The organism is Sorangium sp. So ce124 (genome assembly GCF_051525235.1).
GTDB classification, from domain to species: Bacteria; Myxococcota_A; Polyangia; order Polyangiales; family Polyangiaceae; genus Sorangium; species Sorangium atrum.
In genome coordinates this window covers 12745968-12766092 of sequence record NZ_CP150312.1, presented here as the reverse complement: position 1 = coordinate 12766092, position 20125 = coordinate 12745968, and the positions used below count along the sequence as shown (strand labels likewise).

The 20125-nt window shown below is 72.7% G+C and carries 11 protein-coding genes; 5 read left to right on the top strand and 6 right to left on the bottom strand.

Annotated elements, in window-relative coordinates; translation table 11 throughout:
* Positions 1 to 64 precede the first annotated feature (64 nt).
* From WMF19_RS47800 to WMF19_RS47785, 4 genes are all read left to right on the top strand, one after another.
* Positions 65 to 1738 carry an ATP-binding protein gene (locus tag WMF19_RS47800; protein WP_437896435.1) on the top strand — a complete coding sequence of 558 codons (1674 nt, stop codon included), beginning with the start codon at positions 65 to 67 and terminating at the stop codon, positions 1736 to 1738.
* Entirely contained in the window at positions 1735 to 2904 is a 1170-nt protein-coding gene (locus WMF19_RS47795) for a response regulator (RefSeq protein WP_437896434.1), read from the top strand. The genes WMF19_RS47800 and WMF19_RS47795 overlap by 4 nt, the downstream gene beginning before the upstream one ends.
* 187 nt (positions 2905 to 3091) lie before the next feature.
* Positions 3092 to 4123 carry a hypothetical protein gene (locus tag WMF19_RS47790; protein WP_437326115.1) on the top strand — a complete coding sequence of 344 codons (1032 nt, stop codon included), beginning with the start codon at positions 3092 to 3094 and terminating at the stop codon, positions 4121 to 4123.
* Positions 4124 to 4379: 256 nt separating this feature from the next.
* Positions 4380 to 5036 carry a superoxide dismutase family protein gene (locus WMF19_RS47785; protein WP_437896433.1) on the top strand — a complete coding sequence of 219 codons (657 nt, stop codon included), beginning with the start codon at positions 4380 to 4382 and terminating at the stop codon, positions 5034 to 5036.
* Between the two features lie 119 nt (positions 5037 to 5155).
* On the opposite strand, the gene WMF19_RS47780 is transcribed toward WMF19_RS47785, so the two are convergent.
* From WMF19_RS47780 to WMF19_RS47755, 6 genes are all read right to left on the bottom strand, one after another.
* The gene (locus tag WMF19_RS47780) at positions 5156 to 6898 is read right to left on the bottom strand and encodes a protein kinase domain-containing protein (RefSeq protein WP_437896432.1); all 1743 of its coding nucleotides are present in this window, start codon (positions 6896 to 6898) and stop codon (positions 5156 to 5158) included.
* 206 nt (positions 6899 to 7104) lie between these two features.
* A complete protein-coding gene (locus tag WMF19_RS47775) occupies positions 7105 to 10491 on the bottom strand; it encodes a protein kinase domain-containing protein (protein WP_437896431.1) in 3387 nt (1128 codons plus the stop codon).
* Positions 10492 to 10558: 67 nt separating this feature from the next.
* On the bottom strand, positions 10559 to 14221 hold the full coding sequence (locus WMF19_RS47770; protein ID WP_437896430.1) for an FIST N-terminal domain-containing protein: 3663 nt from the start codon (positions 14219 to 14221) through the stop codon (positions 10559 to 10561).
* A 118-nt stretch (positions 14222 to 14339) separates the two neighbouring features.
* On the bottom strand, positions 14340 to 15617 hold the full coding sequence (locus tag WMF19_RS47765) for a PP2C family protein-serine/threonine phosphatase (RefSeq protein WP_437896429.1): 1278 nt from the start codon (positions 15615 to 15617) through the stop codon (positions 14340 to 14342).
* A gap of 48 nt (positions 15618 to 15665) precedes the next feature.
* Positions 15666 to 16688, bottom strand: a complete 1023-nt coding sequence (locus tag WMF19_RS47760; protein WP_437896428.1) for a hypothetical protein — start codon at positions 16686 to 16688, stop codon at positions 15666 to 15668.
* 239 nt (positions 16689 to 16927) lie between these two features.
* Entirely contained in the window at positions 16928 to 17791 is an 864-nt protein-coding gene (locus tag WMF19_RS47755; RefSeq protein ID WP_437896427.1) for a hypothetical protein, read from the bottom strand.
* A 526-nt stretch (positions 17792 to 18317) separates the two neighbouring features.
* On the opposite strand from WMF19_RS47755, the gene WMF19_RS47750 reads away from it, so the two are divergent.
* Positions 18318 to 20042 carry an ABC transporter substrate-binding protein gene (locus tag WMF19_RS47750; protein WP_437896426.1) on the top strand — a complete coding sequence of 575 codons (1725 nt, stop codon included), beginning with the start codon at positions 18318 to 18320 and terminating at the stop codon, positions 20040 to 20042.
* The last annotated feature ends 83 nt before the right edge of the window (positions 20043 to 20125 follow it).

The following is a 20125-nucleotide window of genomic DNA, read 5'->3' as shown; positions in this document are numbered from 1 at the left end:
GTAACCTGATCGTTGCCTTCCGACGGGATCGGCGCTCCGGTCCTTCCCGCCGCGCAGGAGGCGGGTGGGGGCACATCGCATGCAGGTCGTCGGGATCTCCGCCTTCGTGGTCGTCGGGACCCTCCTTCTGGTCGCCCTCTGGGCGCTCCGCCGGCGGCTCCACGCCCGCGAGCGCGAGCTCGAGCGGAAGGCGCAGGAGCTCGCGGTGAGCCGCGCCGCGGAGCAGCGGCTTGTCGAGGAGCTCGCCGAGGCGCGGCGGGCCGAGGAGGAGGCGCGCAGGGCGAGGGAGGAGGCCATGAACGCGAGCCGGTCGAAGAGCGCGTTCCTCGCCAACATGAGCCACGAGCTCAGGACCCCGCTCAACTCGATCCTCGGCTTCGCGCAGCTCGTGGAGCGCGACCCCTCGCTCGCCGACCGGCACCGCGAGAACCTCGCGGTCATCTGCAAGAGCGGCGAGCACCTGCTCGGCCTCGTCAACGACATCCTCGAGATGGCGAAGATCGAGGCCGGCCGCATGACGCTCGTCGACGCCGAGTTCGACCTCCACGACACGCTCTCGGGGCTCTCGGAGATGTTCGCCGTCGAGGCCCAGAAGCGGGGCCTCACGCTCACGGTGGAGCGGGCGCAGGACGTGCCGCGGCACGTCCACGGCGACGAGGGGAAGCTGCGGCAGGTGCTGATCAACCTGCTCGGCAACGCGCTGAAGTTCACGCCGCGCGGGTCGGTCACGCTGCGCGCCTCGGCGCGGCGCGCGACAGGCGCGCACGACGGCGCGGCGGGGCGGGTGCGGGTGTCGTTCGAGGTGGCGGACACCGGCCGGGGCATGGCCAAGGAGGAGCTCGCGGAGCTCTTCGAGGCGTTCGCGCAGACCGCGACCGGGCGGCAGTCACGCGAGGGCACGGGCCTCGGCCTGCACATCAGCCGACGCATCGTGCGGATGATGGGGGGCGACATCCGCGTGGAGAGCCAGGCCGGCCGCGGGACGACGCTCCGGTTCGATGTGCGCCTGTCGCTGGTCGACGCGCCCGACGCGCGCGCCGGCGGCGCCGCGCGCCATCCGGCGGCGCTCCGGGCCGTGGGGCTCTCGCCGGGCCAGCCGAGGTACCGCGTGCTCGTCGTCGACGACCGGTGGGACGTGCGCCACTGCCTGCTCAAGCTGCTCGACTCGGTGGGCATCGAGGCGCGCAGCGCGACCAACGGGCTCGGCGCGGTGGCGCAGTGGGAGACGTGGGCGCCGCACCTCGTCCTGCTCGATCTCCGCATGCCGCTGCTCGACGGCTACGAGGCGGCGAGCCGGATCAAGTCGAGCCCGCGGGGGCACGAGACGGTCGTCGTGGCGATGACCGCGAGCGCGTTCGAGCAGAACCGGGCGCTCGCGGCGGAGGCGGGGTGCGACGACTTCGTGAGCAAGCCGTTCCGCGACGCGGACATCCTCGGCCTCCTGACGAAGCACCTCGGGGCCCGCTTCGAGTACGAGGAGCGCGCCGCCGAGCCCGGCGCGGCCCAGGGGGCGCCGGCCGTCGACCTCGCCCGGGCGGCGGCCGGCCTGCCCGCCTCGCTCCGCAAGGACCTCCGGCGGGCGGCGACGCGGCTCGACGCGAAGGCCGTCCAGGCGACGATCGATCGGTTCCGGCCGGAGGACGCGGAGCTCGCAGGGGCGGTTGCTGAGCTCGCACGGGGGTATCGCTTCGACAGCATCTTGGCGCTATCGAGCGCCGACGAGGAGGAGCCGTCATGACGGACACCGACGCAAAGCCAGCCCCCCGCGGGGCGGCCCCGGGCGCGCGGCCGGAGCGCCCCAGGGAAGAGCCCCCGAGCATCCTGATCGTGGACGACATGCCGGCGAACCTCTCGCTCCTGACCTCGATGCTGACGGCGCAGGGCTACGAGGTGCGGGCGGCGATCAGCGGCGCGATGGCGCTGATGTCGGCGGCGGCGGCGCCTCCGGACCTCATCCTGCTCGACGTGAGCATGCCCCACATGGACGGCTACGAGGTGTGCCGCCGGCTCAAGGGCGATCCCGGGACGGCGGACATCCCGGTCATCTTCCTGAGCGCGATGACGGGCATCGGCGACAAGGTGATGGCGTTCGACGCGGGCGGCGTCGATTACGTCACGAAGCCGTTCGAGCTGCGCGAGGTGCTCGCCCGGGTGGGGACGCAGCTGCTCTTGCACCGGCAGCGCCGGGAGCTCGAGCGGCAGCGGAGGGAGCTCGAGGAGCGCTACGCGCAGATGCGCCAGATGCAGGCGGCGCTGCGCGGCTACCTCTCCGACCGGGCGTGGGAGAGCATCGAGGAGAGCGTGTCGTCGAACAGGCCGAGCCCGCCGGCGCGCGAGGTGCTGACGGTGCTGGTCAGCGACATCGAGGAGTTCGTGCGGCTCTCGGAGAGCGAGGAGCCCGGGCCGCTGATCGCGGATCTCAGCCTCTACATGGCCACGGTGGCGCAGATCGTCTACGACCACGCGGGCGAGGTCGACAAGTACGTTGGCGACGGCATGCTCGCGTTCTTCCGGAGCGCCAGTGACGCGCTCGCGGCGGCGCTGCGGATCCAGCGGAGCATCGCGGCCTTCAACGAACACCAGCGCTCGCAGGGCCGGCCCGCGTTCCCGACGCGGCTCGGGCTCTCGACAGGGCCGGTCCTCCTGGCGAGCATCGGGTCGAGCGGCAGGCGGGAGTTCACCATCATCGGCGATCGTGTGAACACCGCGTTTCGGATTCAGGCACAGGCGAGGGCCGGTGGCCTTCTGATGGATGAGGCGACGTTCACCGCGGCCGGGAGCCCGGGAGAAGCGATGCCCGCGCTGGTGCGGATCCGGGGAAAGCAGGGAGAGGAGAGGCTCTATGCGATCTCGCCGGAGGCAATGGTGGAAGGCGGCGGGCGCGGCGGGGCGGACGGCGGTTGAACGTTCACGCGCGCTCACGGCCCGAGAGGCTCGCTGTTCAAGGCTGCTCCCGCGCCTGATCGTGTCGCCCCACACCGCCGGCGCCATTCGAGTTCGAGCGTCTGGATCGTGCGATCTGCCGAAAACGTTCGTTCTTGAACGACGCGATGGCCTCGTGCAATAGTCGCCGCGGAGGATGGAAACGAACATGAAGCTTCGAGTTAGCGTTACTTTGCTTGGCCTGCTCGCGGCCTTCGCGGCGGGCGCGACTGCGTGCTCGGATGACGATGGTGGCACGACGTCGACGTCGTCCTCGACCAGCGGCACGGGCGGCGGCGCCACCAGCGGTGGCGCCACCGGCGGCGGCGGCGCCGGTGAGGGCGGCGGCGCCACGACCAGCGGCGGCGCCACCGGCGGCGGCGGCGCCGGCGAGGGCGGCGGGACCGGCGGCGGCTCGGCCTGTGAGGCGCTGCTCTGCGACGACTTCGAGTCGTACGAGGGCCAGGGCGAGAACGGCGAGAAGCTGGGCAAGTGGACGGTCTACACGGCCATGACGGGCTCCACCGTGTCGGTCGACACGTCGAAGCATTACAGCGGCACCAAGTCCATCAAGGTGACCACGCCCGCGAGCTCGGGAGACAACAACTACAAGTCGGCCATGATCAAGTTCACGGGCACCGACGCCCTGCCCACCGACGAGAACGTCATCCATGGACGCATGATGTTCTTCCTCGAGGCTGCGCCGACGGGGGATGTGCACTGGACCATCATCGACGGTTCAGGGACGATTCCTGGCAGCGATTTCGAGGGGATGCCCTATGCGGCACAGTATCGCTACGGCGGGCAGCACCCGGTCGCGGGCGGCAGCCAGCTCATGGCGAACTACGATACGCCCGGATACTGGAGCGACCCGAAGACCGGGCCGCAGTCGGACTGCTGGCACCACGCGGAGGAGACGACGGTGGTCCCGACCGGCGCATGGACCTGCGTCGAGTTCAGCTTCGACGGGCCGAAGAACGAGATGCGCTTCTGGCTCAATGGCGAGGAGCTCTCCGATCTCAAGGTGTCCGGGACCGGCCAGGGCTGCGCCAACAACGTGGAGAACTACACGTGGAAAGCGCCGGCGTTCGACAGCATCGGCCTCGGCTGGGAGTCCTATCAGGCGGATTCCGCCCGCTCGATGTGGATCGATGACGTCGTGATCGGCACCGGGCCCATCGGCTGCCCGCCCGCGCAGTGAGCGCGCGTCGCTGAGCTCGGCGAGGCGCCGAGGAGAACTCCGCGCCTCGCTCGTCTCTGTCCCCGGGGTCGGGCGCGCGCCGCCCGCGGCGCCGCCTTCAGGCGCGCCGGCGCGCGCGGCGCAGGCCGCGGCGACGCGGGCAGCGCGCGCCTGGAGCCGACGCGCCTGACGAATTTCGCCGATTGATCGCTCGCCAGGACCGCTCTACGAGACGGCGGAGGTCCAACGCCTCACGAACCTGGAGGTCTCCGCTGTGATGAAACCGGCCTATCGTCTCTCGCTGCTCGCCTCGTTCGTCCTGGGCGCCACCGCTTGTGGCGGCGCGCCCGAGCCGGCCCCCGCGGTCCCCGACGTCCCCGCCCAGCCCGCGCAGCCTGCGCCGGAGGCGCCCGCGGCGCCCACGGCCGCGGCGCCCGAGGCCGCCCCGCCGGCCGCGGCGCCGGAGGCCGCGCCGCCTGCGCCGCCGGTGAGCATCTCGGTGCCCATCGAGGCGCGGACCAAGTCGAAGCTCAAGGGCACCGCGACCTTCACCGAAGTCGAGGGCGGCGTGAAGGTCGCCGTCCTGATCTCGGGCGCTCCCAAGGGCAAGGTCGCCGTCCACGTGCACGAGACCGGCGATTGCAGCGCGCCGGACGCGAAGAGCGCGGGCGCGCATTACAACCCCGAGAACCACCCGCACGGCATCCCCGACGGCGCGCCTCACCACCTCGGCGATCTCGGCAACATCGAGGTCAAGGCCGATGGGACCGGCTCCCATGAGATCATCGCCAAGGGCGCGAATCTCAAGGACGGCGCCCCGAACACCTTCCTCGGCCGCGCCATCATCGTCCACGAGAAGGCGGATGACGGCAGCCAGCCCGCCGGAAACGCCGGTGGCCGCATCGGTTGCGGCGTCATCTCGCAGGGCAAGTGAGAGCCGCGCGCGGCGCGGTCCGCCGCTCCACGCTCAGGACACGTTGACTCCACCTCGCCGCCCGTCCTGAGGGGGCCTCTCCCCGAGCGCCCGCAGGGCGGGAGTCTCGCTCTCTGTTGTCACCGGGGCGGAACGCTGACCGGATCGCCCTTTACCCCCGACGGCCCGGAAGCGCTGGAGCCCGACGGCCGCTCCTCGGGCCGCGTTCCGCTGGCCAGCAGCGCGACGACGATCGCCGCCGCCACCGCCGCCAGGACGAAGCCCGCCCTGAAGGGCGAGCGCAGCCGCCGGAGCGTGTCGGCGATCGTCGTCTCGTCGGAGTCCTCCTCGACGCGCGCCCTCGCCGGAGCTGGGCCGGCCGCGCCCAGCGCGGCGCGGCCGGCCTCGGCTCGGGTCTGCGGCCGGCCCGAGCCGGTCCCCGCCTCGCTCCGCTCCGCAGGGCCAGCCTCCGCCCGGGCGCGCGCTTGGTCCGGGACCGTCGCCGCCTTGCTCCGCTCCGCCGGATCCACCTCCGCGTGGGCGCGAGGGCGGTCCGAGACCGTCGCCGACTCGCTCCGCTCCGCAGAACCGGCCTCGGCCCGGGCGCGGTGGCGCTCCGAGACCGTGACAGCCTCGCTCCGCTCCGCCGTATCCGCCTCCGCCTGGGCGCGAGGGCGGTCCGAGACCGTCGCCGCCTCGCTCCGCTCCACCACGTCGGCCTCCGCCGCACGGGCGCGCGAGCGGTCCGGGACCGTGGCCACCTCGCTCCGCTCGGCGGGATCGTCGTCCGCAGGAGGCGCAGGGAACACAGGAGGCGGCAGCTCCGGGCGCAGCTCGATCGCCATGCCGCCGGTGGATGGGCCGGAGCCCATCGTGGTGGGGATCGAGCCGCGCTCCCCCGCGTCGCTGCCGTCCACGCCGGGGCGCGCCCCGGCCAGCGAGTCGCGCAGGCCCCCGCGGAGGATGCGCTGGATGCGGTCGACGAGCGGCTGGGCTGCGGGCGGCGCGAACGGGCGGAGCGCCAGCGTGAGCTCCGCCAGGTCGGGCCAGCGCTTGTCGCGGTCCCGCTCGAGGCACCGCATGATGATCGGATCGATCTCCGGCGAGAGCCCGCGACAGACCTTCGACGGCAGCTGCGGCACGAACTTGCCCCCGAGCACGAGCGAGACCGTCTGGACGGAGCGCGCGTGCATGGGATACCGGCCGGTGAGCAGCACGTAGAGGAGCGACCCGACCGCCCAGATGTCCGCGCGCGCGTCGACGTCGCGCTGCCCGCGCATCTGCTCGGGCGGCATGTAGTGGGGCGTGCCCAGCATCTGACCCGTGCTGGTCCGCATCTCGGCGACGCCGAGGAGAGCCGCCTGCGACACCTTGGAGACGCCGAAGTCGAGCACCTTGATGCACGGCGTCCCCTCGCGGGTGTGCGTCAAGAAGAGGTTGGCCGGCTTCACGTCGCGGTGCACGAGCCCGAGCGCGTGCGCCTCCGCGAGCGCGTCACACGCCTGGATGACGTAGAGCGTCGCCTCCTCCACCGGCAGCGGGCCCCGCTGCTTGCGGATGACCCGGAGATCGCGGCCGTCGAGGAACTCCATCACCATGTACGGCAGCCCGTTCTCGAGCCGCCCGACGTCGTGCACCTTGACCGCGTGCTCGCTCCTGAGACGCGACGCGATCCGCGCCTCCTGCAGGAAGCGCCCGCACATCTCCGGATCGGCCGCGGTCGCCGGCAGGAGCACCTTGATCGCCCGGAGCTCGTCGAGATCGACGTGGGTCGCGGCGACGACGGCGCCCATCGCGCCCTTGTCGAGCAGCCGATCCACGCGGTACTTGCCGGCGATCAGGGTTCCGACCTCCAGCCCTTCGATCTCTTCCAGGCCGCGCATGTTCGAAACCTCCGACCGAGAGCGCCGCGCCGCGGCAGCCAGCATAGCGCAGCCGATCGTCGGCCGGACAGCCGATGCCGAGGCGGCGCGCATCTGGCCCTCTGCACCCTCTGCTGGCCGGTGCGACGTTCGCGCATCGGCGTGGCGCGATGTCGCGGACACTCTCACCGACGCCGAGCGCCGCCGCGCTCCCAGGAGCGCACGGCTCAGCGCGGCCCGCCGGCGCGGACCGCCCCGGCTCGGCCCCCTTCCCGCGCCGCGCTCGGCCTCTTGATCGTGACCGTCCGCCGCGCGCCGCCCGACTCGAGCGTGAGCTCGAGGGTGGCGCCCTCCTGCGCGCCCGGCAGCGCATGACGCATCGCTTCAAAGCTGACGACCGGCCGGCCGTTGATCGCGACCACCGCGTCGCCGACGCGGACGCCCGCGGCCGCGGCGGGGCCGCGGTCTTCCACGGCGACAACGACGGCGTCTCCGCTCGTCTTCAGCTCGCCTTCGAGCAGGGGGAAGAGGGGCGCCGCGGTCAGCCCGAGCGCGCTGACCGTCCTCCGGTAGCTCTGCACGGCCGCGTCGAAGCTCTCCTTGCGCATGCGGTAGCGCGCGACGGCCGCCACCGCGCCGTCGCGCTCCTGGAAGCGCGCGTCGACGCGCTCGGGCGTGGCGAACGCGCCGACCTGCTTCAGGTAGCGGCTCGCCTCGGCCTCCGCCATGCCGGCGCGCCGCGCGCCGCCGCCGTGCGCCTGGATGAAGCCGTACGCCTGCGACCCCGCGAGCGCCGGCACGACGTTGCTCGCGAGCCGGGAGATCGCGTCGGCGCGCGCGACCGCGAGCGCCGCCTCTCGGCTGGCGCCCGAGCCCTCGCCGACAACGAAGATCGCGTCGCCCTCGGCGGTGAACGGCCTGTCCATCCACGGAGGGCCCTCCTCGACCGGCGGCGCCGCGCGCCACCCCGAGCTCGGCGCGGGCGGCGGGGCCGCCCCGGCGGCGGGGCGCGAGCGTCCACGGGCCTGGTAGGCGAAGGCCACGGCGAGGACGAGCAGCGCGCCCGCCGCGAACGCGGCGAGCACCCCGCGCGATCTGGTGCCTCCGGCCGCCGAGACGGCCGCGGCCGACGGAGACGCCCCCGCCGACGCCGCTGCGCCCGCCGGCGCCGCGGCGCCCGCCGATGCCGCTGCGCCTGCCGACGCTGCTGCGCCCACGGGCGCCCCGGCCCCCGCCCCCGCCGCCGTCACATGCCCCCCCGCGGCAGACCGTTTCGTCGCCGGCTCATGCGCCCCGGCGAGCGTGGGCGCCGGCTCCGGCGCGGCGCCGAGGCGCTTCAGCGCCGGCCGGAGCCACGGGAACGCGAGCGGCGCGTTGCACCGCTTGCACGGCACGTACGGCTCCCGGTCCTCGCGGGCGGCCTGCGCGGCCTCCTTCACGTCGAGCAGCGTCTGCCGGGGCGCGTTGCACCGCTCGCAGGTGCCGTCGACGATCGCCGAGACCACCTCCGCGCGCAGCGGGGGGCTCTCCGCGGCGAGGTGCTCGAGCAGCACCACCGGACAGCCCTCGATCTGGATCGACGTCACCTCGCCGCCCAGCGCGCGGAGCGACAGCGCGAGCGCCCTCGCGCCCTCGAACGTCACCCCCGCCGCGCCCGCGAGATCGAGGACGAGCGCCCCCTCGATCCCGTCGAGCGCGCGCTTCCACCGGACGTGCGCGTCGAGCTTGCAGCGCACGCGGATGCGGGTCCCGCGCTCGTCGACCGTCTTCTCGATCGCCTCGTGGGTGCCCGCGTCGAGCCGCGCGAGCTCGTCGAGCGCGGCCCGCACGTCCGCCGGCAGATCGATCCCCGCCTGGCTCGCCGCGAACGCGAAGTAGCTCTCGGCGTCGTCGTCGAACACCGCCGCCGCGCCGCAGCGCGGGCAGGGGCTCGCGGGCGGCTCGTGCGTCCTGACGAGGTGCGCGTCCCTGTCGCAGTCGAACAGCCGGTCGAAGGCGGCGCCGCAGCGCTCGCACCGGTACGGGCCGTAGAACGACACGACGCGCCCGTCCCCGAAGAAGCGGCGGATCATGCTGATCTGGTTCACGATCGGCTCGGTGCAGCGGCCGACGTAGATCTCGGACGCGCTCCGCGACACCTCGGCCAGCATCGCCATCCACTCGCGCACGCCGAACGACGTGACCCGCTGCACCCCGCCCAGATCGAAGAGCACGCGGCCGGAGATGCCGCGCGCGACCGCGAGGCCCTGGAGCTCCTCGGTCATCCGCCCCGACAGCGAGACGATGAGCAGGCTGCCCAGCCTCCGCTTGGTCACCGTGAGGGCCCGCGGGCCGTGCCCGAGCGCCCCCTCGGGCTCCGCGCCCTCCACGCCGGCGCCGGCGTCCGCGAGCGACAGCGCGGGGAGCCTCCTGGAGCGCGGCGGCGTGTCCGGATCCCCCGCTGCGTCGGGCCGCGACGCCGCGAAGAGCGGCGCGGAGAGCTTCGTGGCGACCCCGCCGGGGCGGCCGGTCTCGACGGCCTGCGGCGCCTCGGCCACGGCGTCGAGCGCGCCCGCGAAGGAGTCCTCGTTCTGTATCGCCTCCTGCTTCTCGACGATGTGCGATTCGAGGCCCTCCCCCGAGGCGAGCGCGCCCCGCCACACCTCCACGCGCTGGCCGAACAGCTCCGACATGAACGACGACAGGGCGAGCGCCGAGGTGGCGAGCCGCTCCTCCCGGGCGAACGCCTCGAGGTCGATCTGGAGATCCCTCGCGGTCGCGTACCGCTTCTCCCGATCCCGCTCCAGGCACTTGAGCAGGATGCGCTCCAGCGCCGGCGGGTAGTCGGCGCAGACCTCGCTCGGCGGCAGCACGGGGTCCTCCACGATCGCCCGCATCAGCTCGAACTCGGTTGCGCCGCGCCGGAACATCCGGCTCCCCGTCGACATCTCGTAGAGCAGGAGGCCGACCGAGTAGATGTCGCTCCGGCGATCGAGGTGCTCGCTCGTGCACTGCTCGGGCGACATGTACGGGACCTTGCCCTTGAGCGCGCCGTCGCGCGTCTCGTTGACGCGGTTCGCCGCCTTCGCGATCCCGAAGTCGAGGATCTTCACGGCCCCGTCGTAGGTGACGATCACGTTGTGCGGGGACACGTCGCGATGGACGATGTCGAGCGGCTTGCCGTCGAAGCCGACCTTCTCGTGCGCGTAGTGGAGCCCGGCCGCGACGCCCGCCGCGATGGTGATCGCGTGCTCGATCGGCATCCGCCGGTTCGCCGACCGGAGCGACTTCCTGACGGTCCTGAGATCCTCGCCGTGGAGGTACTCCATCGCGATGACCGGCACGCCGTCGACGTCCTCGATGTCGTACATCTGGACGAGGTTGGGGTGGTCCAGGGTGGCGGCGATGCGCGCCTCGTCGAGGAACATCCGCACGAACTCGGGGCTGTCGACGAGGTGCGGGAGGATGCGCTTGACCACGCAGATCTTCCTCACGCCCGAGATGCCCGCGACGGAGGCCACCCAGATCTCGGCCATGCCGCCCATGCCGATCTTCTTGATCAGCCGGTACCTGCCGAGCGTGGAGGGGTGGCGCGAGCCGACGCTCATGGGGCCGGCGGCGTAGCGCTCGGTCATTCGACCGCCTCCATCGCGCGGGCCGGCGGCGTCACTTCTCCAGGAGCGCGGCGGGCGGACATGGTGCTCATCGAGGGCCTTCGGCCTGGGATTTCGCGAAGCTCACGCTGCGGCGCTCACCGCGCGACTCGATCTGGAGCGTCATCGTACCACCGGCCGGCGCGCGCGCCCACGCGTCCGCCGCGGCCTTCCCGAAGATCTCGACCGACTGGACGGGGCGATCGTTGACCGAGAGTACGATGTCCCCCGCGACGACCCCTGGCTCCGCGCCGCGCTGCGAGCGCTCCGCCGCGACGACGACGAGCTCGCCGGAGGTGCGTACCCTCGCCTCGAGCTGCGGGAAGAAGCGCGCAACGGTGATCCCCTGGAACGTGGCCGTCTGGCGGTAGAGCTCCGCGGCCGCGTCGAAGCTCTCCCGGGGCAGCCTGTAGCGCGCAAAGGCGAGCACGCCGTCGCCTTCCCGCCGCACGACGGCGTCGACGCGCTCGGGCGTCGCGAACGCGCCGACCTGCGCAAGGAAGCGCCCGGCGATGCGCTCGACGATCTCCGCGCGCTGCGCCGGCCCGGCGTCGGCCGGCGGCTGCGCGACGAGCAGCTCGGCCGCGGGGGAGCCCGCGAGCTCGGCGGCGAGGCCGGACGTGAGGCGCTCGAGCGCGCCGTTGCGCGCCGCCGCGAGCGCGCCCGACTCGCTGGCCGCGGGGCCGCCGCGGCCGACCACGAGCACGCTCTCCCCCTCGATGACGAACGGCCGCTCCACCCACGCGGGCGGGAGGTCGTCCATGACCGACCAGCCCGCCGTGCCGGGGCCGCTCGCGGGCGGCGCCGGCGCGCGCGCCTGGCCCACGGGCGCCGCTGGGGCCGCAGAGGCCGCCGAGGCCGCGGGCGCCGCCGAGGCCGCAGGCGCCGCCGAGGCCGCAGGCCCCGCAGCGCGGCCGACGCCGCCGCGCCACGCCGCGAAGCCGACGGCCGCGAGCGCCACGCCGCCGAGGAGCGCGAGGAACGCCGCGTTGCCGCCCGCGCCGCGCTGCTGCGGCGCGGCGGCGCCCGCGCTGTGCTGCTGCGCCTCGGGCGCCGCGGCCGGCTGCTGCTGCGGGCTCGCCGGAGGCAGGGCGGGCGGCAGCGGGGCGGAGGGGGCGCGCGCCGCGTGGGCGCCGAGGAGGTAGAGCAGCGAGCGGGAGCCGTCGAAGGCGAGCGGCGTGTTGCAGCGCTTGCAGGTGACGCCCGGGTCCTGGCCGCCGTGGAGCAGGGGCGCGCGCCGATCGACCTCGACGAGCACCGTCCGGATCGCGCTGCACGACGCGCAGCGGCCCTCGACGACCGCGGACGCGATCCTCGCGCGCTCGGGCCACGAGGGGCCCGCCGTGCGCTCGGCGAGAAGCCGGGGACAGCCCTCGATGCGGATCGCCTCGACGGCGCCGTCGATCTTGCGGAGCGCAGACTCGAAGCGCGCCGCGCCGTCGGCGGTGACCGCGGGGACGTTGCTCAGGTCGAAGACGACCTGGCCCTCGAGGCCGTCGATGATGCGGCTCCAGCGGAGCGTGGCGGTGAGCTTGCTGCCGACCTTGAGGCGCGTGACGCGCCCCTCGACGGACTTCTCCACCACGTCGCCGACGGCCGGCTCGTCGGACCGCTCGAGCTCGAGGAGGATCTCGCGCACCTCCGGCGGGATCGCGCCGGCGCCGTGCTGGGCGACGAACCCGAAATAGGTCTCCGCGTCGTCATCGAACGCGCCCGCGCCTTCGCAGCGGGGGCACACAGCGTCGGGCGCCTTTCCCTCGGCGAGCGAGGCCGCGTCGTGGGCGCAGTCGACGAGGCGCTCGAACTGGGCGCCGCACGACTCGCAGCAGTACGGCGCGTAAAACGAGACGACCCGCCCGTTGCCGGCGAACCGCCGGATCATGCTGAGCTGGTTGATGACCGGCTCGGAGCAGCGCGCGAGGTAGAGGGCGCGGAGGCGCGGCTGGGCCGCGTGGATCATCTGGAGCCACTCGCGGACGCCGAACGACGTGATCCGCTCGACGCCGGCGAGATCGAGCAGGACCTTGCCCTCGATCTCCCGCGCGAGCGCCGCCCCCTTGAACGCCTCGGTCATGCGCCCGGCGAGCCGGACGACGAGGACGTCGCCGATCGTGCGCCGATCGAACGCGAGGCTCTCGAGGCGGCCGGCGGCGCCGGCGGGCGGCACGCTCCGCGTCGGCGCGGCGCGGTGCGCCCAGGCGGCCGGCGGCGGCCGGTCCACGGTGGTGGGGCTGTGCCCCGACGAGACCGGTCCCGAGGCAGGCTCGGCGCTGTGCGGGCGCGACGCCCTGCGGCCGTTCGGCGGCGGCACCCGGACGGTCGGCCGCGGCTCCTCGCCCTCGAGCGCCGGGGACAGCGGCGACGGCCCGGGCGCCGCGCTCGACGCCGACGCCGGCGCGTCGAAGGCGGTCTCGGACGTGAAGGTCGAGTCCGACGCGATCTCGAGCTCCTCGAACTCCGCCATCCCGCCGGCCGGCTGCGCGACCACGCGCGCCGCCACGGCCGGCGCGCGCTTCGCGGCGCGCGGCCTTCGCTCCCTCGGGCCTTCGCTCCTGACGAGCGGCGTGAGCGCCTCGGAGAGCACGGTGAGGGTCATGGTCTGGTTGTGCAGGTCGCAGTGGCCGGTCGCGTACGGCGAGATCTCCCCGTACGAGTAGAACCCCGTCACCTGCGTGCCCTTCGGCAGCACGTCCAGCACCGCCTCGACCTCTTCCTCGGTCCGGTCGCCCAGCACGATCCGCCGCCCCACGCAGCTGATCGCGATCGCCAGCGCATTGTCCCCGCCCGCCCTGCCCGCCTCGCTCGCCGCCCTCGCCGCCTGCTCCGCGCCCCCGATCAGCCGCTCGAAGTCCGCCTTCATCAGCTGCACCAGGTGCCCTCTCGGCACGTCCCCCGCGAACGTCAGCGACTGCGCGTCGTGGTCCACCGCCAGCACCGTCCGCACCAGCGCCTTCTCGTCCTGCGCCGTCGCGCGCAGCGCCAGCGGGAACAGGAGCGCCGACGCCGGCAGCTCCGCCGCCTTGTCCCCGAGGTACTCCTTGTACAGCGCCAGCGCCGGGCGGCCGTCGACCTCGTAGAGCACGTTGCCCTCCGAGCGCGTCACCACGCGCTCCGGCCCGAACTTGTCCCAGCCGCCCTTCGACCCGTGCTGGATCACCACGTGCTCGCCGTACAGCCCCACGGCCGCCACGAGCCCGCTGCGCACCACGTCCCCCGCGCACACCCACGTCCGCTTGAACTGCGTCCCGTCCCCGGACAGGCCCCCGGTCACCACGACCGACTCCGGCAGCACCGCGTTCAGCCCGCGCACCAGCTGGCTGCCGTTCACCCCGAGCCCCTCCGACAGCACGAGCACCCCGCGCAGCCCCGGCCGCTCCAGCTTGCGCGCCAGCGCCTGCCCCGCGGCGAACGACTCCGACGCGCTCGCCACCTCCACCTGCGCCGTCGCCAGCGCCGTCCGCTCGAACCGCGCCACCGCCACCGTCAGCGTCCCGTCGCGCACCGACGTGCCCGCGATCTCCCCCGCGCTCGAGCACCCCACCACGTGCGACCGCGGGTACGCTCGCCGCAGCTCCCGGATCGCCCCGGGGTCGTCGAGGAGCTCCGGCGCGCCGAACGCCAGCACCAGCGTCCGCTCGCTGTCGAGCACCGGCAGCACCCGCACGGACCACTTCTTGGTGTCCCGATCGTAGTGGAAGGTCTCGAGGATCATGGAGCTCCGCGCTCTCAGGCTACAGCACGCGGGCGACGACCGGCGTCATGTCGTGACGGGACGGGCGCCGTGACGCGGCGGTCGAGCTCGCTCGTACGCCCGTCGTCTTCGTGGCGCCCTAGGACACGCGCGCCACGACGAGCGTCACGTCGTCGTCGAGGGCGCGCTCGCCGCGGAACCTGGACACCGCCTCGACGATCGCGTCCCTCGCCTCCTCGGGCGCGCTGGCGGCCACGCTCTGGAAGAGCGATCGCAGCCGCTTCTCGGTGAACTGCTCGCTCGACTCGTTCTCGCACTCGGTCACACCGTCGGTGAACCAGAGCAGGGCGTCGCCGCCCTCCAGGGCGATGGTGCTCGACGTGTACTCGGCCGAGCTCGCCGCCCCGAGCGGCTCGCCCTGCGCGGCGAGCTGCCGGATCGCGCTGTTCCTGACCAGGTAGGGGAACGGGTGCCCGGCGTTCGCGAGGGTCAGCGAGCCGGCTGCGGGGTCGAAGATGCACGCCGCGCACGTCATCAGGAACTTCTGCTGCCCCGCCTCGAAGATCGAGCAGTTCATGACCCGGAGCAGCTGCGCCGGGCTGAGCTGCTCGCGCGCGAACGTGCGCACGACGTCGCAGGCGGCCTTCGCCGCCCCCGTGATGATCGCGGACGAGATGCCGTGCCCGGTCACGTCGCCGACGACGGTGAGCAGCCTGCCGTCCGGCAGATCGTGGAACGTCCACCAGTCGCCGCCGCACTCCGCCGCGGGCTGGAAGTGGCTGGCGAGCCGCAGGGAGGGCCGCTCGATGACGTCCTCGCTCGGCACGAGCATCTGCTGGACGGCGCGCGCGACCTCGAGCTGCTTCTTCAGCGACGCCTTCTCCGCCGTGTCGTAGAGCAGCTGCACCAGCCGGTCCCCGAGCGCGACGAGCTGGACGCGGACCTCGTTGATGGCCTCGTCCGAGCCGCTCGCGCCTGCGGCGTCCTGGGTCGCGCTGCCAGGCGCGGCCTGGGTCGCGCCGCCGGGCGCCGCGCTGCTCAGGGAGAAGAGCTCGCCGAGCTTCGACGCGAAGCGCCGCTTGGCCGTGGAGATCGTCGAGCCGACCTCGATCGGCCGCGACGGCTCGACCTGCGAGCTCGCGGCGTCGTGGAAGATGGTCAGCGCGTCCCCGATGGCCACGACGACGCTGCGCAGGCGGTCCCGCTCGGCCAGGAGCTGGCGGTGCAGCGCGCCCATCTCGTTCGTGGAGAGGTCGAGCGAGCGGGTGAGCAGGCTCCGGTCGTCGGCGACGTGGCGGTAGTGCTCGCTGATGCGCGCGACCACCTTGTGCCAGGTCTCCTTGTCGGGCGGCTCGCCGAGGTCCTCGAGCCCGAGGCGCCTGAGCTGCCGCGCGAGGAGCGGATCGATCTCAGCCATGGCGCCCGCCTCGGCCGGCTCGCCGTCCTCTCGCGCCGCGCGCGGGCGTCACCACCCGGTCCGCTCCAGCGTCTCCATCGCCGGCGTGGAGCGCTCGAAGAAGTGGAGGGACGCCGGGAGCGAGCGGAACTCGCGCGGGTTGACGTCGAGGTCCCAGAAGGAGGTGACCATGGTCGAGGCCATGGGCGACACGTCGACGACCAGCACGGCGCCGGCCGAGTAGATCTTGAGCATGCCGAGGCCGGCGCCGCCGCGCGAGGTGTCGAGCACGGGGGAGCCGGCGGCGTCGGCGCCGCGGGCGCTCAGGCCGCGGGTGATGCCCTCGAAGACGTGGTGTCGCCGGAGGCCGCCGAACGGATCGTGGGCCTGGAGGGCGAGGTACGCGCCGTCGGTGCCGAGGCGCAGGGTGGGGATCTCGTTCTCCTCGAGCACGACGTCGCGCCGCCTGTCGTGCGCGTAGCGGGGGCGGCCGCGGCGGTCGACGGGCGCGTCGTACATCGCGTTCATGAGCAGCTCGTGCGCGAGGGCGGCGAGCCGCTCGGCGACGCGCGCGGGGGCGCCGGAGCGCTCGGCCCAGTGCGCGACCTCGGTGACGGTGCGGTCGCGGTCGTCGCTCGTGCGGGGGCGCCATTTCACGATGGTGGCGCCCCAGGAGAGCAGGTCGGAGAGGCGAGGCGGCAGGGCGAGCGGCTTGAGGATGCGGCGGACGGCGAGGGCGATCTCCCAGGGCCGCGGCATGGAGGCGAAGCTCGGCCAGCCGACGATGCTGGAGAGGCGGGGCTCCTTGAGGGCGGCGTGGAGGATCGCGTCGGTGCTGCCCGAGGTCCACACGAGCAGGTGCATGCTGGGGTATCGCTCGGCCGCCCACTCGAGCGCGAGGTCGAGATCGGCGGCGTCGCAGCCGAGCAGGAGGGGTCGCTCGGACAGCCGGGCGCACAGCTCGGCGGGATCGCTGGCGACGGGCACGTCCTGCAGGCCGGAGGCCGCCGCCATCACGCGGGCGATGCGCTGGCCGACGACGCGGTTCCGCTCGAGGACGGCGATGGTCGCTTTGGGAGGAGAGGCGCTCAAGGGCTCACCGCGGGTTATCCCCCTGGCAGCGGCTGCCCCGGGGGTGGACACGGCCCATTACATCACAGCGCGCGTCCGAGAGGCGCCGTGAAGACGCCGAGCCGCCGCGTGGGCGTGGAGGCGCGGGGGGCGCGGGGGGGCGCTCGCCCCGCAGACGACCGCACATGCAGAGGCGGCGTCGCCGCCGAGCGCCGGATCCGGCGCCTGTACGGCATCCCTCCGTCAAGCCGCCGCGCCGGTCACCGGACGCACTGAGACCAGGCCGTCTTGTTGTTGACGGTGTGCTGCTCCCAGTCGAGCGTCGTTGGATTGTACTCGAGCCAGACGCCATCGGTCCAGGTGTTCGACGTGAAGGGCCCGCCCAGCCCTGTCATGCCGCACGCCACCCCGCCGACCGAATTGCTCGCCAGAGGATCGATGCGATGGTTGTTGCCGGCGAGCCACTGCCAGGCACCGTAGTTTTGCGGCACGTCCACGCAGATGGCCTTCACCGTGGCCGTCACCGGGGTATCCACGCCCGTGGTGCTGACGCCCTCGAGGAACCATTCGCCCGAGGCGTCTTTTCGCACCCTCGCGTAGTCCGTGATCCAGTTGTTGAACCTGAATGCGCCGTCGCTGATCACCTGCGTGAGGAAGCACCGCCGTGACGACGTGCCGAACCCCATGCTCGTCGGCAGGCCATCCCCCGGTCCCCAGGTCCAGGTGTATTGACCCGTCCTGTTCTCCGCCGTGTTGACGCACACGGCGTTGGCGCCCAGGTTCTGGCCGCTGGCGGCGTCGACGTCGAGTATCCAGTCGCCGCCGGACCGCTGCACGCGCACCGAGGCCTGAGAGCTGGCCCCGAGCTTGCCCCAGACGCCTGCGAGGAAGCACGTCCTGTCGACGTCCGTCCCCAGGTTGAGCTCGCAGCTCCCGCCGCATCCCCAGCTGTACCCCGACCAGCCGACCGCCGCCTGGGCCTCCCCGACGGCCTCGTCCAGGGCCCCTTCGTCCCCATGGTCCACCTCGCCCACGCAGCCGAGCGCCAGGGGAGCGACGAGCAGCGCCAACGCCGAGCCGAGATGGGCGCTCCAGGGCTTGTTCACCAGCGTCTTCGATCTCATGGGAGGAGCTCCTTGGCAGAGGGGAAGTGAGTCGATTTCAAGTTCAGGACAACACTCCAACCTCTATCGTTTTCAACGATGGTTTGTCAACATGGTTAACTTTCGAGCAGCGCATTCTCTGCGACATGAAGCATGAAGGAGGAGGTCCGGAATCAACGCGCTCTACGTGCGGGTGATCCCCCTGCTCGCCTGTCCCTGTCGTCCGGCGCGCGTGGGCGCGCGGGCGCGCGCCCCGCTCGGCCAGGCCTCAAGTCTCCAGCTCCCGCCGTTCCTCGCCGTTCCTCGCCGTCCCTCGCCGTCCCTCGCCGGACGGCGGCGACGGAGCGCGCGGCGACTGCCACGTTTGCGCGTTGACACCTACATGACTTAACCGGTAAAGTCGTCCATGCCATGCCGACCACGGCGTGGCGTGGAGGACCTCGCGCGGTCGTCCGTCGGCCCTTGTCTGCCGGGCGACGGCGCCGCGCGCTGTCACGGGGATGGAGCGTCGCGGGGACCGGACGTCGCCCGCGCGGAGAGGCTTGTCATGAAGACTGGACTTATGCCGCGTCGCATCTTCTTTCTATCGGCGCTGATGCTTTCCGCCGGCGCCGCCGCCGGTTGTTCTTCCAAGGAGAAAGCCGAGGCGGCTCGCGGCGGTCCGGAGGGGTCGGCGGCGTCCGCGCCGACGCCTGCGGCGAAGGGCGCCTCGATGGTCACGATATCGAGGGAGCAGCAGGCCTCCTGGGTGCGGAGCTTCAACCCCCTGCTCGCCGAGGGGAGCGTGCGATTCCCGACGCTCGCCGGCATCTACGAGCCGATGCTCATCTTCAACACGATGAAGGGCGAGTACACGCCGTGGCTCGCCACGAAATACGCGTGGAGCGACGGGAACAAGAGGCTCACCTTCACGACCCGCTCCGGCGTCCAGTGGTCGGATGGACAGGCGTTCTCGGCGAAGGACGTGGCGTTCACGTTCGAGCTCCTGAGGAAACACCCCGCGCTCGACCTCTCGGGGGTGTGGAAGTTCGTCGAGTCCGTGAAGGCGACGGACGACACGACGGTCGAGTTCGCGTTGAAGCGGCCGTACGTCCCGGGGCTCAGCTACATCGGCCACCAGCCGATCGTGCCGGAGCACAAATGGAAGGACGTCGCCGATCCGGTCACGTACGCGAACGAGACCCCCGTGGCGACAGGGCCGTTCACCGAGATCAAGACCTTCCAGAACCAGGTGTACGAGCTCGGCAAGAACCCGAACTACTGGCAGAAGGGGAAGCCCGCCGTCGATGGGCTGCGCTTCCCGGCGTACCCGGGCAACGACCAGGTCAATATGGCGATCATCAACGGCGAGGTCGACTGGGCGGGCGCGTTCGTCCCCGAGATCGAGAAGGTCTATGTCGCCAAGGACCCGGCGAACCACCATTACTGGTTCCCGCTCGTCGGCGGCATGGCCACGCTCTACCCGAACAGCACGAAGAAGCCGTTCGACGACGTGCGCGTGCGCAAGGCGATCAGCATGGGCATCGATCGGGCGCAGATCGTGAAGATCGCGTCCAACGACTACACCCAGCCGGCGGACGCGACGGGGCTCGACGACTCCTACGAGCGCTGGCGCAACCCGAAGGCCGTGGCGGCGGGCGACTGGGTGAAGCTCGACGTGGCGAGGGCGAAGCAGCTCCTCGACGAGGCCGGGTACGCGCCGGGCCCGGACGGGATCCGGGTGAAGGACGGCAAGCCGATGCGCTTCGAGATCAACGTCGTCACCGGCTGGTCCGACTGGGTCCGCGCGGTCCAGATCATGACGCAGAACCTCAAGCAGCTCGGCATCGACGCCTCGCTCAAGGCGTACGATTTCAGCGCGTTCTTCGAGGCGCTCCAGAAGGGCACGTTCGACATGTCGATGGGGTGGACCACCGTCGAGCCGACGCCCTACAACTACTACCGCGATCTCATGTCGGCGGAGCTCGTGAAGCCCGTCGGCGAGGCGAGCGCGCGCAACTGGCACCGCTACGGCGACAAGGAGGCCGACAAGCTGTTCCAGCAGTTCGAGGCAGCGACGGAGTCAGCCGAGCAGAAGCGCATCCTCGACGAGGTGCAGCTGCTCTACGCGCAGAACGCGCCGGTGATCCCGCTCTTCAAGAACCCGTCCTGGGGCGAGTACAGCACGAAGCGCTTCACCGGCTTCCCCACCAAGGAGAACCCGTACGCCAAGCTGTCGCCGAACAACCCGCCGGAGTACCTGCTCGTCCTCACCGAGCTCAGGCCGAGGTGACACGGAGCTCAGGCCGAGATGACACGGAGCTCAGGCCGAGATGACGCGCCGCGGGCCTTCGCGGGGGACACCGCGAAGGCCGC